General features: G+C 34.3%; 18 protein-coding genes. 4 read left to right on the top strand and 14 right to left on the bottom strand.

All coding sequences use genetic code 11. The annotated features are described in order from the left end of the window. The first annotated feature begins 136 nt into the window (after positions 1 to 136). Positions 137 to 736 carry an REP-associated tyrosine transposase gene (locus ACIQ0M_RS03695; RefSeq protein ID WP_396149843.1) on the top strand — a complete coding sequence of 200 codons (600 nt, stop codon included), beginning with the start codon at positions 137 to 139 and terminating at the stop codon, positions 734 to 736. Between the two features lie 124 nt (positions 737 to 860). Here ACIQ0M_RS03695 and ACIQ0M_RS03690 read toward each other — a convergent pair whose 3' ends face one another. The 11 genes from ACIQ0M_RS03690 to ACIQ0M_RS03640 all read right to left on the bottom strand — a co-directional run bounded on the left by ACIQ0M_RS03690 (position 861) and on the right by ACIQ0M_RS03640 (position 9,911). After that, positions 861 to 1,385: a hypothetical protein gene (locus ACIQ0M_RS03690; protein ID WP_396149841.1), complete on the bottom strand. Its 525-nt coding sequence runs from the start codon at positions 1,383 to 1,385 to the stop codon at positions 861 to 863. Between the two features lie 117 nt (positions 1,386 to 1,502). Beyond that, positions 1,503 to 2,042 (bottom strand): hypothetical protein, encoded by a 540-nt coding sequence (locus ACIQ0M_RS03685; RefSeq protein ID WP_396149839.1) that lies wholly within the window; start codon positions 2,040 to 2,042, stop codon positions 1,503 to 1,505. Between the two features lie 123 nt (positions 2,043 to 2,165). Further along, positions 2,166 to 2,552, bottom strand: a complete 387-nt coding sequence (locus ACIQ0M_RS03680; protein ID WP_396149837.1) for a hypothetical protein — start codon at positions 2,550 to 2,552, stop codon at positions 2,166 to 2,168. A gap of 163 nt (positions 2,553 to 2,715) precedes the next feature. Then, positions 2,716 to 3,354, bottom strand: coding sequence for a heavy metal-binding domain-containing protein (locus ACIQ0M_RS03675; RefSeq protein ID WP_396149835.1), 639 nt, complete (start codon positions 3,352 to 3,354; stop codon positions 2,716 to 2,718). A 169-nt stretch (positions 3,355 to 3,523) separates the two neighbouring features. Then, entirely contained in the window at positions 3,524 to 4,009 is a 486-nt protein-coding gene (locus ACIQ0M_RS03670) for a hypothetical protein (protein ID WP_396149833.1), read from the bottom strand. Between the two features lie 165 nt (positions 4,010 to 4,174). Continuing rightward, entirely contained in the window at positions 4,175 to 4,765 is a 591-nt protein-coding gene (locus ACIQ0M_RS03665) for an outer membrane beta-barrel protein (RefSeq protein WP_396149831.1), read from the bottom strand. 19 nt (positions 4,766 to 4,784) lie between these two features. Beyond that, positions 4,785 to 4,946 (bottom strand): hypothetical protein, encoded by a 162-nt coding sequence (locus ACIQ0M_RS03660; RefSeq protein WP_164975433.1) that lies wholly within the window; start codon positions 4,944 to 4,946, stop codon positions 4,785 to 4,787. Between the two features lie 190 nt (positions 4,947 to 5,136). Next, complete coding sequence (locus tag ACIQ0M_RS03655; RefSeq protein ID WP_396149829.1) at positions 5,137 to 5,574, bottom strand: DUF3997 domain-containing protein; 438 nt, start codon at positions 5,572 to 5,574, stop codon at positions 5,137 to 5,139. Between the two features lie 166 nt (positions 5,575 to 5,740). Then, a complete protein-coding gene (locus ACIQ0M_RS03650; RefSeq protein WP_396149827.1) occupies positions 5,741 to 6,748 on the bottom strand; it encodes a hypothetical protein in 1,008 nt (335 codons plus the stop codon). A 182-nt stretch (positions 6,749 to 6,930) separates the two neighbouring features. Next, positions 6,931 to 8,124, bottom strand: coding sequence for a Shedu immune nuclease family protein (locus ACIQ0M_RS03645; protein ID WP_396149825.1), 1,194 nt, complete (start codon positions 8,122 to 8,124; stop codon positions 6,931 to 6,933). A gap of 116 nt (positions 8,125 to 8,240) precedes the next feature. Beyond that, positions 8,241 to 9,911, bottom strand: a complete 1,671-nt coding sequence (locus ACIQ0M_RS03640) for an RluA family pseudouridine synthase (protein ID WP_396149823.1) — start codon at positions 9,909 to 9,911, stop codon at positions 8,241 to 8,243. A gap of 320 nt (positions 9,912 to 10,231) precedes the next feature. On the opposite strand from ACIQ0M_RS03640, the gene ACIQ0M_RS03635 reads away from it, so the two are divergent. After that, on the top strand, positions 10,232 to 10,906 hold the full coding sequence (locus ACIQ0M_RS03635) for a hypothetical protein (protein WP_396149821.1): 675 nt from the start codon (positions 10,232 to 10,234) through the stop codon (positions 10,904 to 10,906). Positions 10,907 to 10,959: 53 nt separating this feature from the next. Here the strand turns inward: ACIQ0M_RS03635 and ACIQ0M_RS03630 are convergent, their stop codons facing one another. The 3 genes from ACIQ0M_RS03630 to ACIQ0M_RS03620 all read right to left on the bottom strand — a co-directional run bounded on the left by ACIQ0M_RS03630 (position 10,960) and on the right by ACIQ0M_RS03620 (position 13,901). Further along, a complete protein-coding gene (locus ACIQ0M_RS03630; RefSeq protein WP_396149819.1) occupies positions 10,960 to 11,388 on the bottom strand; it encodes a hypothetical protein in 429 nt (142 codons plus the stop codon). A gap of 128 nt (positions 11,389 to 11,516) precedes the next feature. Next, positions 11,517 to 11,954, bottom strand: a complete 438-nt coding sequence (locus tag ACIQ0M_RS03625) for a hypothetical protein (RefSeq protein ID WP_396149817.1) — start codon at positions 11,952 to 11,954, stop codon at positions 11,517 to 11,519. Positions 11,955 to 12,272: 318 nt separating this feature from the next. After that, on the bottom strand, positions 12,273 to 13,901 hold the full coding sequence (locus ACIQ0M_RS03620) for an acyl-CoA carboxylase subunit beta (RefSeq protein ID WP_396149815.1): 1,629 nt from the start codon (positions 13,899 to 13,901) through the stop codon (positions 12,273 to 12,275). Between the two features lie 250 nt (positions 13,902 to 14,151). On the opposite strand from ACIQ0M_RS03620, the gene ACIQ0M_RS03615 reads away from it, so the two are divergent. Continuing rightward, complete coding sequence (locus tag ACIQ0M_RS03615) at positions 14,152 to 15,654, top strand: aldehyde dehydrogenase family protein (protein WP_396149813.1); 1,503 nt, start codon at positions 14,152 to 14,154, stop codon at positions 15,652 to 15,654. 75 nt (positions 15,655 to 15,729) lie between these two features. Further along, positions 15,730 to 16,110, top strand: a complete 381-nt coding sequence (locus ACIQ0M_RS03610; RefSeq protein ID WP_396149811.1) for a DUF779 domain-containing protein — start codon at positions 15,730 to 15,732, stop codon at positions 16,108 to 16,110. The last annotated feature ends 2 nt before the right edge of the window (positions 16,111 to 16,112 follow it).

Here is a 16,112-nt window from a genome sequence, read left to right as displayed (position 1 = left end):
CCCCGCTATCCGAAGTTTGTAAGATTCTATGCGAAGGTCTTCCATATCCAAAGTTAGCAGATGCTCTGCGAATGTCTGTGACTTCGCAGCAAATATACAATTCCAATTTTTATTATATTTGATTAAATAAATGAATATGGAAGAAGGTTATGTCATTAGAGATCAAAAACTACCGCATTTTATTACCCTTACGGTTGTAGATTGGATTGACGTGTTTTCAAGAAAAATATACCGAGACGAAGTCATTGCTTCTTTGGATTATTGTATCAAAAATAAAGCTATGGTTTTGTATGGCTATGTGATCATGAGCAATCACATTCATATGGTTGTTCAATCCAGTGATGGAAAGTTATCTGATTTGATTCGTGATTTTAAGAAGTTTACAGCCAAAACAATTTTAAGCAAAATACAATCAGAACCGGAAAGCAGAATGGAATGGATGTTAGAACGTTTTCGATTGGCAACTGAAAGCCATTCCAGAAATAAAGTATTTCAATTTTGGCAATATGGTAATCATCCGGAAGAAATTTATACCAATCCGTTTATGTGGTCAAAATTAGATTATATTCATTTGAATCCGGTTCGAGCTGGATTAGTTGAAAAAGCGTCACATTATTTGTATTCAAGTGCTTCTAATTATGTGAATGATATTGGCTTGGTCTGTATAGAAAAAGCTGATAATCCAATTGTAGATGTGAAGAATGTAAACAATGTGCAGCGGTATGATTTGTATTAAAAATAGGAAGTGTTTTGCTGCGAAGTCACAGACATTCGCAGAGCACGTGCTATCATATAAGACTTAGGTGAGCGTGGAGTATTCGCTAAAAAGATGCTATCAATTAAAACTTTGGGCAGCTTGGTTAAAAATCTAAATCATCCTTTTTGCAATACCAATTCGGTTCGCAACCAAAAGTGACACAACCACCAAGTTTTATTTTGTCTTTTTGGTCTTTCCTTTGAATAACATAACCATAAACAATCGGAATTACGTCATTGGAACTATGGCATTTAGGACATATTTTATTAGTTTTTGAATAAGGACAAGTTGGTGAATAATCTATTTTTAATTTTTCCCATTTCTTATCCCTGCCAATGAGTTTAACATTGTATGAAGCATTACCTGGATAATTTCTTGGTTTGAAAAAAATATTAACACTATCTCTATCAACATTTTTAAATTCAAAACGAAGATTTTCATCAATGTAAACACTATCGAACGCTATTTCATTAAAAGTATCCCTTAAATAAATAAGTTTTTTTCCGGCTACTAATTCTTTATCTTCTGGATTGAATAGAATAACTTCTCCTTTAATCGTTTTCTGTGCAAAACAAAAAAGTGAACTGAGAATTAAAAAGATTTGAAGAATTAATGCATTTTTGGACATAAACTCAATTTTGGTTAACATAAATAATCAACTGTTTAAAGATATAATTTATTTTACCGATTTATTTAAAAGTTAAGAAACCTTTTTGAGTAGGGGACATTGCAGAGAAGCTGGGAACTAGTGTCTTGGCCATAAAATAGGCAACATAATTTCATCGTTAATTTCATCAGCCACAAAATAAAATTGATTACCCCAACCATTATCCCAAGCTAAAATACCATAATTTTTGTTGAATAAAATGGGACTTACACCATCTACAACCGGATCAGACATTTCATATTTGTCAAACTTAAAAGAAGTTGTTTGATAGTAATTAAAATCAGTTACATTGAATTTATCAAAAACAAAGTATAAGTCTGACTTTGCTTTGTTCAATCGAAAGGATATATTTTTGGTAGAATCTATACGATTGTGATATTTATAAATAGTCATACTGTCAATTACCTTAATTTCCAATTCGTATTCCATCTTTCTTGTTAAAGAATCAAATTCATACACATATAAAATACGTTTTTTGGATTTAATTTCGGTTTCAATTTTTTTTGAATCAATAGAATATTTATCTCCCATGCATGAACCAATAAAAACATTGACCGCAATTAGTAGTAAACTAGCGATTAAAATAAGGTAAACAATTATTCTTTTTAAGTTTTTCAATTATATAAAGATAAGCAATTAATGAACATTTTGGGTAGCTGGTAAAAAAACCTTTTCGCAGAGCACGAGCTATCATAGAAGACTTAGGTGAGCGGGGTAAACTGCGTTTGTAGATTTATTTTTTTACAGCATATTATTTTTTTCATCTTCTGATTCATCAAATTTTAATTTCTCGATTTTGTCATTCAGAAAATTGAATAAGTAAATTAATATTAAAATAGAAATTATAAAGATTGCACTATTTGTAGATAATTTTAATTCGTTTCCATTTTCAGGTTTCAGTTTGTAATTTCCAGCTTCTATTATTTCATAGAGATTTTTTTTACCAACTGAGTCATTTTCTTCCAATTTTAAAATTGCTTCATAATATTTTTTTTGATTCAATAACTCTTCGTTTTGCTTTTGGAGGTCTGTATATGAACGACTAATATTACTCGAAAAATAAGCAAGTATAAAAAAGCCAATCACATATAGAATAAATTTTATTGAAATAAGTGTTTTTAGATTCATTATGTTTTCTTTACAAAGTATTACACAACAAGTAAATATCACCAAATCTACACAACTTTTTCAACTTCTCACAAAAATCAAAAGCTGTTTTGGTGATTGAAAAATGATATTCGCAGAGCATGTGCTATCAAAGAAGACTTTGGAGAGCTTAGGATGATTTTACTTATTTCGGCATTTCTGCAATTGCGTCTATTTTTTCTGTTATCTCTACAACTTCTAAAATATAATCACTGTTTTTAGAATTGAACATGTTCATATCTAATACTTTTATTGCTGTTCCAGCCATGCAAACCATAAGCATATTTGTACTACCGGAACCAATTTCATTGAAATCAATATCTGTAGAAATAATTGCATTTCCACCCATTTTAACACATTGAATTCTTAAATCAGTTTTACAAAGATTAGTTGCGTCTGATATTTTTTTGTTGGTAGTGTTTGAAGTTCCTCCAAAAAAATCATTAAAAGACCTTGAGAGTTCAGTAGTAAAACCTGTGCCTGATGTAGTTTGAGCAGTTAACATATCTAAAATATCATATTTCCAATCGTTAGGTGCCGGTGAAGATAAAATAGGTATGTAATGAATGATTTGTTTTAGTCGATTTTCGAGGTCATTTTTTTGTTGTCTAAAACTTTTCGCAAGTTGATTTAAATAATCTGACGAACAGAAATTACAATAGCCTTGAGATTTCAAGTCTAAATGCTTATTAATAAATTCCGTTTTATTTTCAGAAATAAGTGTAGCGGTACTGAAAAAACCTTTCACCGCTTTACCACAATTTGGGCATTTATCAAAATTCATATAATTGTTTTAAAATTATTCACTAAGAATTGATTACCCCAAATCTACACAACTTTTTCGATTGCTCACAAAAATTAAAAGCTGTATTGTGGTTTCAAAAACGCTATTTGCAGAGTAGGTGCTATCATACAAGACTTAGGTGAGCTGGGTATTCGCTAAAAAGATGCTATCAATTAAAACTTTGGGCAGCTTGGAATTTATCTGTTTTACCCAGAAAGAACGTAATAAAATCAGTTAAGAAAAGTGCGTTCCATACCACTATTGCTCCAATGGCATAACCTTTTTTGATGGGAAAACCTCCTGTTGCCTGTTTTTCAAGGATTGTTCTGTCTATTTTTGGTTCAGTTGCATTTTGATTACTTAAAAATCCTGTTGCTTTGATTTGTTGAACCACAGCACTCGGGTCTTTAAACGTCCAAAAAATCACTCGCTCATTGTAGTTGGCAACCTTATGATTAATTTTTATTCCTTGTCCCAATAACGGAATCATAACATACGGTTCAATTGAAACAATGTCAGAAGCTTGAAAAATCAAATTTCCGACAATTGAAGCATTTAATTCCAATCTATCTTTATTCACTTTTAAAGTCGCAAATGGAAATGTAGCATTCGCCATGCCAATTCTTGCTCCGCCTGTTAATTGTAATTCGTTCATTTTTTTGTTTAGTTTTACTATTGGTTCAATATCTAGTATATTTTCCAAATCTAGATATCTTTTTCAATTACTAAAAAAGTTTATAGCTTTGTAGCAGATAAAATAAATCATTAATTATAGTGAAATAGCCTATCCTTACTAAGGTCAGAGGCAGTGTATTTTTTTCTAAATTCGATATCCAATTCCAATTTTAAGAATGTTAATATTCGTATTATAACTTTTATCAGGTATTCCGTCTTCAACTCCAACCTTTATAAAGTCATATTGTGCTTGTATGAATAATTTACGAGTTAAATCATAGGATAATCCTATATTAAAATTTAAACCATTCTCATTATCGTCAATATCCGCAGGTAAATCAGCATTCGTATTTTCTTTCCATTTTGCGTCATAAATTAATATAGAATATCCTATTCCAACGTGAGGGTGAAATTTTTCTAAACTTGGGATATTGAATTCCATAAAAATTCGAGGTTGTATTGGAAAAATCTTAACGTCAAAAAGCTGATTTACGTTAGTTGCACCGGATTTTGTATTCTGAAAATAACCAAAATTTACAGAAGCCCCAATATCAATTGTTTTATGATTTAAAAATTTATATTTAGCACCAACATCAAAAATTCCGTTATAATTTTTTCCAAGAAAGTTATCTCCAATTGGAATTGGGAAATTAGCTTCAACACTAAATTTTGAATCTTGTGATAATAATGTAATTGTAAAAAATAATAATAATATCGTTATTAATTTTAATCTCATAATTTCATAAATTATTTATTTAATCACAACTACAATCAAATTGTTGAGCAATTTCTTCACAAGTCAAGTCTTCTGCAGATTGAATGTTTAATTGAGAACAATTTATTTTATCATCATTTTTTGAACAGGAAATATTCGTTATTCCAATTAATACTCCAATTGCTAAAATTAGTTTTTTCATTTGTTGGTGTTGATTAAAATTGCTTTAAATTTTTGTTTCTGATATAGAATTATTTATAAATAATAAATTTACTCAAATCTACACCACTTTTTCAATTACTCACAAAAATCAAAAGCTGTTTTGTGGATTGAAAAATGTTATTTGCTGAGCATATACTATCAAACATGACATAAGTTATCGTTCTCTTTTTCTAATAACTATAAACGTCAATTAATTTTATATCTTTTGGAATACTAAGTGAATCAAGTTTCTTTTGAAAGGTATTGAATTTTAAATTTCCAATTACATAATTTTTGGAAGTATTCAAAATCCAATAATCTCTTACCTTTTCGTCGGGAATTTCATAAGAGTCTAAACTGTCATTTGGAGAACGTTTTTTTAAACCTTGTCGTTCAGCGATGATAAAATTTTCATATACATTTACTTTTAAAACTTTTGATGGGATAATTGCAGTTTTATCATTCCAACCATCTTTTGGTGTTATCTTTATTTCATGAGCCGAATTTCTGAATATTGCATAATTTCCAGTTAAGTCAGTCGAAAAATCTTGAACTCCAGGTCCAAAACAGCTTATTATTGTTTGTAGAAATAAGACTGATATAAAAAGGAGTTTTAAAAGTTGTTTCATTTTTTTAATGATAGGTGTTTCTAGGTTACCGCTAGCTAGTAATTACTAACAAATCTACAAAACATTTTCAACTTCTCCCAAAATCAAAAGCTGTAATGCGGATAAAAAAACGATTTTCGCAGAGCAAGTGCTATCACAGAAGACTAAGGAGAGCTTGGAGAGTGGGTTACGATTGATTGAAGTATTTCAAAACATCATAATTCCAAACCATAAAATTAGTAATTAACAAAACAAAAGTATCCTGGTCAATATTTTCATCAAGCTGAAAAATTTTTATTCGTTTTCCAACTTTCCTTACTTCAGCTTTTCTAACATGATATTGTAATCGATGTTCTAATTCTTCTTTTGTGTAGATTCTTATTGCTCCATCACAATGAATTATTTGTCCAGTTTCTTTATTGAATATCGCATGAAAATAGCGGCTACCTTGAGTTTTAACTTCGTCAAAATTTGTCAGTTCTTCGCAAGTAAAATGTATTTCATTATCTTCTGGTCGCCAAACATAATCAGTTACATTGCCTTTAGATAAAATATCATCGTTAACCCATTGTCCAAATTCTTCTTCTCGCAAAGTTTTTAATCTTTCCCAATCTAACGGTTTCCCGTAGATTGTCATTTTATAAGCTAAATGTTCGAATTCTTGATGATGTATTTCTATAAACGGATCTAAACGAATTTTAAAGTTCAAATTATTATAATACGTAAGACTTATGATTATTTGAGATATCCAATAACTGGAATTAGAACCCGAAGTTACTGGTGTTAAATTGTAAACATAGTCATTATATTTAAAGCCGTTTTTATATAATTCAAAGTCTTTAATTGAAACTAAGCTATTTTCATCGATTTCTAAAAACTTTAGATTTTCTGAGTTGTAAGGAAGTTTGTTTTCAACAAGTGCTTTAAGTCTTTCTTCAGCTATTCCTTTCTGGATTGTTGAAATTAAAAACCACTTACATTTTTCATGATGTTGGTTGTCCTTTCCACCTAAGAATCTATTAATTTTTTGGCTTTCTACAAAATTCTCTAATATATTTAAATCAATATTTTCAATGTCAGTCATTAAATTTTGATATTCTGGATGATTTGGATTATCTAATAATTCACTTATTCCAAAAAGAGCATCTTCCTGTGAGCTTTTAAAATATTCGAAAATTTTAAGTTGATTATGCATATAGGTTTATGATGTAATTTAAGCAGATTTTTGTTGCAATGACACATAAGGATTTGCCGCTTCAAAAAGTTGAGAAGGTCTGAACTGATTATTTTCTGTTAAGGATAAAAATTCTTGCAAAACGTTAACATGAGCTTACCACAAAATTCGCAATTGCGAGAAACGGCTATTGGCAGCAGTGATTATTTTTCACATATATATTTAGCTCTCTGATATAACTCGTCGAATGTTAGTATTTCAATATTTTTCAAGTTTTTTCTAAACATTTCAAATGACGAGTATTTTATTTGATTTATTTTATCTTCATTTATAAATTCTTCTTGATTACCTATTAATATAAATCCTTTAGGATTGTACAAATAGAGTTCTTCTCCTGTTAAATCTCCTTGTTTATCTACAATTTCAATTTTTGTTTTTATATCAAAAATCGCTTTTTGAATTGTTCTTTGAACTTGAGCAATTGCACCAGATAAAGAATCTGAAATTTGCCACGATTCTGGACGATATGAATCCTTAACTTGTTTTAAAAGACTATGCGAACTAAGCTTCAATTCACAAAAACAAAGTGAGTTTATTGCCCCTTGAGATTTTAATAAGCCGTCAATTCGCTTTCCAGCTTCATTGAAATTAGCTCCGCTTGTTATTTGTTCTAGTTTTCTATCGTCTAATTCTGTGTTAAAAAGATATTCCAAACCATAACCTAATATCCAAGTGTTTTTTTCGAAAAACGATTGCCATAAATCTTCATCTCTAGCTTTTGAAGTTAATTTTCCTTCAGCAATTAAAGTTTGTTTGTGAATGTTGAAAAAACCTTCTTCATAGAGTAGTTTTTTAAATATCTCAAGTTGAGATTTTCTGTAGCCGTAATTGATTATATCACTTGTGGTTATATTATTTTTAAGAGCTTCTTGTAATTGAGGAAGATTTTCTAAAATCAATTTTTTTGCTTGCTTATCATCTAAGAGCATTTTTCGTAATTCATCGTCTTTTACATTGTAGGATTGATTGTTTGGGAATTCGACTTCTTTGATGCTCTTAAGAAATAAATATAGTCTTTCAATTTCGTCTTCGGTAAAGGATGCTTGTTTAGACAAATTTCTTACTGGTAAGTCAGCTGAGTCGAATTGCTGAAGAAAAAGTTTTTTTATATTTCTGCTATCTTCATAAAATAATGCTTTCAACGCTCTTTTACCGAGAAAGGAAAGGCCAATAACTGCTTCTTTTCTTAAAATAAATTCTGTTTGATTATCATCTAAAATTTTGAAAGCAAATCTTTCTGTTTCTCCAGTGAATTTATCTACAAAGGATCGAGCAAAATATGTTTTGTCAACACTTCCTGTATTCATATAATTCAAATCGATTTCGTTAGTTTCCATTAGTTCTTGTTTTGTGGAGTCGTGATATCATTACTGCCAATTAGTAAATATCTTCAAATCTACATAACTTTTTTAACTTTTCACAAAAATCAAAACCAGTTTTCTTAACAAACCCCCTAAAACCCAACCCCATCCACCACCTCCATCTCCTTCCCCAACACCGGATGCCAAAACCGTATGCGTTCGGCATGCAAATAGAGGCGGTCGGCTTTGGTGCCGTATAAATCATCGCCTACAATCGGGGCGTTGAGGCCTTCGGTATGGGCGGCGTGCACCCGCAACTGGTGCGTGCGGCCCGTGATGGGGTAGAAGTGTACCAACGTAGTGTGCTCCCGGCGTTCAACCACTTCCCACAGCGTTTTGGCGGGTTTGCCGTGTTGGTAACACACCAACTGGTTCGGGCGGTTGTCTAAATCGACCCGCAACGGCAAATTGATTTCGCCACGGTCGTGTTCAATCATTCCATTTAATAACGCCACATAGCGTTTTTGCACCGAACGTTTCATGAATTGGGCTTGCAGTTGCAAATAGACTTCTGTGCTTTTCGCTAACAACAAAATCCCGGAGGTAGACATGTCTAACCGGTGCACAATCAACGGTCCGGTCGCTTCGGGAAACTGAGCTTGGTAACGGGTATACACCGAATCCCGTATCGCTTTGCCGGGCACCGATAAAAACTCCGCCGGTTTATGAACCACCGATAAATAGGCATCGTCGTATAAAAACGTTAACTCCTTGTCTTCCGCCGGATTTTGCAACAACTGGTTGTCATCCACGTTTAAGCCCACTAACATGTGAGCCAAAATGGGTTTGCATTTGCCCGTACAAGCCGGATAAAAATGCCCGTGTTTCCGTATTTCCGACTTTGGCGATTGTCCCCACCAAAATTCAGCCAACGCAATGGGTTGCAAGTGGTGTAAAAAAGCATACTGCAACAATTTCGGTGCCGCACATTCACCCGCACTCGCCGGTGGATTGTCTTCAAAAATGGCTCCTAAACTCTTCGTTTCTCCCAACGGATTCAAAAACGCATACTGCTGAAACAATTTTTGTTGCAACGCCGCCGATTTGCCTTTGCGTTCGTCTTTCAATTGTTGCAAACGGGCTTCAAAAACCGCTACTTTTTGTTGAGCTTTCTCGATTTCTGTTTTCCAATAATGGTTCATTTGCTTCCACTGTATGCTTCCCTGCTGGCTTTCTTTGCTCAAGCTTTTTTGAAGGGCTTTGTAGTCGTCAAAGGCTAATTCCTGTTCCGCTTTCACCCGCAATGCATCCCGACGGATTTTATTCAGGCGGCTTTGTTCTTTCTTTTCGGCTTTGTCGTGTTCGGCTTGCAAAAGGGTAGAGGCCAAAGCTTGTTGACAAGCGAGGTATTCCGCATCGTTTTCTAAGGCTTCAATATCGCGGTTGTAAGCATTCAGGATTTTTTCTTCTTGTTTAAAAAAGCCGTCTTGTTGGAGCATGTCAAATACGGGAGGCACAAAGTGACGGTGTTCATTGCTATCGGCTAATTTTCCGGAAAATGCAGCGAGATAACCCACTTCTCCGGTTGGTTTTTGCACAACCAATACGCCAAACATTTTTCCGATGACTAACCCTTGCTGCCCTTCTTTCAATCCGAAATTGTGTTCCCAGTCGGTTTGCTTGTTCAAGTAGTCTTGCAATTCAGAAGCGGCTATTTTACTCAGTTCATGTGGTTCGTAATAAAACGGAAAAGTGAATTTTTCCGGCAAGGCAATAGCGGATACATCGTTTTGAAACGGAATAAAGTGAGAAGGCTGCGTCATGGTGCAAAGCTAAAAAACGAAAAGTTAATATCATATTTATCTCAGAAGGGATATTTTCTTGTTTCAACATAATCAATTTTACTGTTGATTGACGCTTAAAAGAGACAACTAAACAAGCGGTTGAAAAGAATTCCTCGTTATTGAGTTCCGTTAAAAGGACATTTTTTTTCGATAACCTGAAACAGGGTGTGCAGTTTGTCGATTTTTGTAGTCATTTGAAGAAATATATCGGTTTCCGAAAGTAGTGTATTTACCTTTGAAGCATCATTCATAAATAGTGTGTTATGGGGCGGATTATTGTTAATTTGCTAGTTATTTCTATGTTTTTTTGCGAAGTCACTAGCTGTTGGGCACAAAATGGGGGTGTCGGTAATGAAAATCGCAATAGCGAAAATATTGCTTCGAATGCAAATTCGGAGGAATATGTGGTGGATTATTACTTAGTAGAAGAGCGTGTCAATTGTCGTTTTGGGAGTAGTGTCACGCGGTATAAAGTGTCTAACATTAACTTGATTAGCACGGCTACGATGGGACAGAATAATACTAGAAAAGTGACTACGGTGTACAAGAAAGTTAAACCGAAAGTGAATCAACTTCAAGGACTCATGCCATCGAATCTGGTAGCACAAAGTAATGAAATTACTGCTTCGATTACAGCTTTACCGGTAGTGGAAGCTCCAAAGGTGGAAGTGGTGGAAAAAACCGAAAAAAAGGATTATATTTATGTTGATTTGGTCAAAACCTATGAAGGTGTGTTGGAGAAAGGTTATTTTTCTATAGACATGTTGAAAAAGGTGGCGGACAGTCGTTTTTTTAAAGATGATTTGAACAAAGCCGCTCAGTGGTACTCCAAATTATTTGAATTGACGACCGACTTAGAGCCTATCTATTATTATCGTTTTGCACAGTCGTTGCGGTCTGTCAGCCAGTTTGAAAAAGCAAAGGAGATGATGGTAGCCTATGAACAAAAATCGATTTCCAATAGTATACGATAAAATAAAAAAGGATAGTTTTGCTATCCTTTTTATTTATGGCTGTTTTTGAAACTTTATGTCTTTTTAATTATTTTTAAATTCTCTATCCAAGGAATTTTTGATTTATAGAATTGAAGAGCGGTTGGAACAATTTTGTCTGTTAAGTCTCTCGATGATTTTTTAATTAATCTTGCTGTTGTTCCTGTAAAGTTTAAAGTGCTTTTTGTATCCAAATCATCCTCATTGGTTGAAAAATGAAGAATTTTATTTTCAATTTTCCAACTTCCTTTACCATAGTTTTTTTCTTCTTTGCAAACCGTACAAATGATGTTTCTGTAAAAGTAAAAAGTAAACGTTTGATCAGCGTTTAATTTTAATTCATACTGAATCACATCTCCTTTTACATCTTTGTTGTAAAATTCGTAAGTACCAACATATTCTTCATTTTGAGCTGTAATAGCGATAGAGAAACTTGCAATAAGTAAAAATAGAAATTGTTTCATCTGAATTGTTTTTAAATTTTTGAATCAAAAACCAAGCCAACTTATACCTGAATTATCTAAAATTAAATTTCTTTTCAATGGGAGCTTGGCTAGCGGCTTCAATGCAACCGTAACAAGATAGCAATTTGCTACATATCTTCTTTATTAATTTCAGAAAGTGACTTTTTGGAATTTAATAAATAAATATCTTTAATCATAAAACTGCCCATTAAAAGAGCTATGATGGTTGATGATGATAAATATGCATTATCTAATTCTACTAATTTTAGGCTTATACAAACCAACCAAATGAGAAAAAGATTGAGATTGAATATTCCAAAAAGAATATACAAAAAATTAACCCTCAACGGATTTTTTCTCTTTTTGATGTGAAAAAATAGCCTGAATAATAATAGTAGTAAACTTATACTTATGGAAAAAAGAAGGCTGTAAAAAAAATGAATTAATAAAACAAATCCGTCAAAAAGTCCACCTCGGTCTAAGAAATAATCAAAAAACAGGTAAAGTGTCCAAAAATTAATTAAAATAAAGGATAGAGATGAATATTTGTATACTTTTTCTTTCATTACATAAAAGTATAATTTTATTTCTATTTTTAAATAGTTGAGGTAGTTTATTTTTCGTTCATCTTATCAATATCAGGGGTTTCAGATAGTTTTGATAAATAAGAGACAGTACCTTGTTTTTTCCAAATTTTAGATGCAAAATATATTCCAATGAGAAAACCTAATAGAATGATCAAGATACTAATTACAAGCCTTGTATTAGATTGGTTGGGAAAATAAACAAAACAAGCTATCAAACAAGAAAATAAAACCGGTGAAAGCACAATTTGAATCCACGCGATTACTTCTGTTAAATAATGTAAAAAACGAGGCATCTCTTTATACTTGAATCACACCTAAATTAAATTTCTTTTCAATCGGAGCGTGATTCGCGGCTTCAATGCCCATCGAAATCCAGGTTCTTGTTTCCAGCGGGTCGATGATGGCATCTGTCCATAAACGCGATGCGGCATAATAGGGAGAAACTTGCTCGTCGTAGCGGGCTTTGATTTTATCAAACAACTCTTTTTCTTTGGCTTCATCTACTACTTCGCCTTTGGCTTTCAAAGAAGAAGCTTCAATTTGCATTAATACTTTGGCGGCTTGTGTGCCACCCATGACCGCTAATTCAGCACTCGGCCAAGCGGCTATTAAGCGTGGGTCGTAGGCTTTTCCACACATGGCATAATTACCCGCACCATAGGAATTACCCACTACTATCGTAAATTTCGGCACCACCGAATTGGAAACGGCATTCACCATTTTGGCTCCGTCTTTAATAATGCCACCATGCTCTGATTTGCTGCCCACCATAAACCCGGTCACGTCTTGCAAAAACACCAACGGAATCTTCTTCTGATTACAATTTGCTATAAAACGTGTTGCCTTATCCGCCGAATCGGAATAAATCACTCCACCAAACTGAATTTCTCCTTTTTTGGTTTTGGAAACGGTGCGTTGATTGGCTACGATTCCCACCGCCCAACCGTCAATACGGGCATAACAGGTAATGATGGATTGTCCGTAACCGTCTTTATACATATCCATTTCGGAGTTATCCACTAAACGTTTAATAATTTCCATCATATCATATTGATCCGCTCTTGATTTCGGAAGAATACCATAAATATCTGTTTCTTTCAACGCTGGTTTAGCCGCTTTCTCACGGTTGAATCCGGCTTTGTCGTAATCACCAATTTTACCTACAATGCTTTTGATACGGTCTAATGCATCTTTATCGTCTTTGGCTTTATAATCCGTTACGCCTGAAATTTCGCAGTGCGTGGTAGCTCCGCCCAAGGTTTCATTGTCAATGTTTTCACCAATCGCGGCTTTCACCAAATAACTTCCGGCCAAGAAGATGCTTCCGGTTTTATCGACAATCATGGCTTCGTCACTCATAATCGGTAAATAGGCTCCACCGGCCACACAACTGCCCATGACAGCGGCAATTTGCGTAATGCCCATACTGCTCATGATGGCGTTGTTTCGAAATATACGTCCGAAATGTTCTTTGTCGGGAAAGATTTCATCTTGCATGGGTAAATACACCCCGGCACTGTCCACTAAATAAATAATAGGCAAACGGTTTTCTATGGCTATTTCTTGAGCACGAAGATTCTTTTTTCCTGTAATCGGAAACCAGGCACCGGCTTTAACGGTTGCATCATTGGCCACCACAATACACTGTTTTCCTTTAATGTACCCAATTTTTACGACTACACCACCGGACGGACAACCGCCGTGTTCCTTATACATTCCTTCACCGGCAAATCCACCGATTTCAATGCTTTTGGCTTTTTCATCCAACAAATAATCGATGCGTTCACGAGCCGTCATTTTGCCTTCCGCATGTAATTTTTCGATTCTTTTTTCACCACCGCCCAATTTCACTTGAGCAAAACGGCGTTTTAATTCGGCTAATAAAAGTTTATTGTGGTCTTCGTTTTTGTTGAAGTTTAAATCCATGGGGTTTATTTTTTATTCGGATGCTAAAATACGAAATCGTTTGAGAAGTAGGAAATTTGTTTTTTGAGTAGGGCGATGGTAGTGTATGATATTATGAATTTTTTAAAATTTATTATGAAATAATAAGGAAGTCACAATTTTTTATAGTTAAAAATACGACAAATCAATTTTGTGCTATCATTTGCCATAAATGTGCTATTTTAAGCAAAAGCTTACTTGTACTTTTGAGTAAACCAAAAAATAACAGATTATGAGTGTAATAGCAAGACCCCAATTAAAAGAAAAGTACGATAACTACATCAACGGAAAATGGACACCGCCTTCTACCGGACAATATTTTGAAGTGTTGTCACCTGTAGATGGAAAATTAATGGCAAAAGCCGCTCATTCGGCTAAGATGGATATTGAAATGGCTGTTGATGCAGCCCATGAAGCCTTTAAAAGTTGGGGACAAACTTCCGCAACGGAACGAAGCATTATTTTGAATAAAATAGCCGACCGTATGGAGGCCAATTTAGAACATTTAGCAGCAGTAGAAACGTTGGATAATGGTAAAGCCATTCGTGAAACCATGGCTGCCGATATGCCTTTAGCCATCGATCATTTCCGTTATTTTGCGGGAGTTATTCGGGCAGAAGAAGGTTCGATTAGCGAATTAGACAAAGACACGGTTTCGATTATTGTGCATGAACCAATTGGTGTTATCGCTCAAATTATTCCTTGGAATTTTCCAATATTAATGGCGGTTTGGAAACTTGCACCTGCTTTAGCTGCGGGCAATTGCGTAGTGTTAAAACCGGCAGAAAGTACACCGATTTCCATTATGGTATTAATGGAATTAATTGGTGATTTACTTCCGGCTGGGGTAGTGAATGTCGTAAATGGTTTTGGAGCGGAATTAGGCAGAACACTGGTTACCAATCCCAAAGTGGCCAAAGCAGCGTTCACCGGTTCAACAGCAACCGGACGTTTGGTAATGCAATATGCTACCGAAAACATTATTCCGGTTACATTGGAATTGGGTGGAAAATCGCCAAATATCTTTTTCCCATCCGTGATGGATGCCGATGATGAATTTTTAGATAAAGCATTAGAAGGAGTTGCTTTATTTGCTTTGAATCAAGGAGAAGTTTGTACTTGTCCGTCCCGATTATTGATTCACGAATCCATTTATGATGCCTTTATTGAAAAAGTGATTGAGAGGGTAAAAGCCATTAAAACCGGAAATCCGTTTGACACCACGGTGATGATGGGAGCTCAAGCGTCGCAAATTCAAAAAGATAAAATATTGTCGTACATTCAATTAGGTAAAGAAGAAGGAGCAGAGTTGTTGTGTGGTGGAGGTGTCAACCATTTAGGAGACGAAATGGAAGGCGGTTATTATATTCAACCTACGTTATTCAAAGGACACAATAAAATGAGAATCTTTCAAGAAGAGATTTTCGGACCGGTTTTAGCGGTGACCACGTTTAAAACCACTGAAGAAGCGATTGCAATTGCCAACGACACCATGTATGGATTAGGAGCCGGTGTTTGGACGCGTGATGCTCATGAATTGTATCAAGTACCAAGAGCCATTCAAGCGGGTAGAGTATGGGTGAATCAATACCATGCGTATCCGGCGGGAGCACCTTTTGGCGGATACAAACAATCCGGAATTGGCCGTGAAAACCACAAAATGATGTTGGGTCATTATCGTCAATCCAAAAACATGTTGATCTCCTACAACAAAAATAAGTTAGGATTTTTCTAAAAACAACCTAAATACCCATAAAGCCACGGATTCACGAAAGATGTTGTGGATTCGTGGCTTTTAAACTTTCAACCAATGGAAAAAGTAAAACGATTGGACGCAACAGAAAAAGCGTTAGAATTAATTGCACTGTTACAAGAAAAATTTGGTGATTTGATGTTTTATCAAGCCGGTGGATGTTGTGAAGGAACACAACCCCAATGTTTTGAAAAAGGAGGATTTTACCTTCGCTACGGCGATGTTTGTATCGGAACAGTAAGCGGTTTTGAATTTTGGGTGGACAAAGATTTGTTTGAATACTGGAAACACGCTCATTTTACGTTAGATGTAACCGATGGAATAGGAGCAGGAGGCTTTTCGTTGGAAACACCTTATGGTAAAACCTTTAAAGTCAATTATCGTTTGTTTACGGAAGAAGAAGCGGCCAATTTAGTAAACATCAAGCGAAACGAATAGTT

The organism is Flavobacterium sp., assembly GCF_044339515.1.
Lineage (GTDB): Bacteria > Bacteroidota > Bacteroidia > Flavobacteriales > Flavobacteriaceae > Flavobacterium.
Note: the sequence above shows the minus strand (reverse complement) of the source record. Positions and strands in the feature narration are given on the sequence as shown.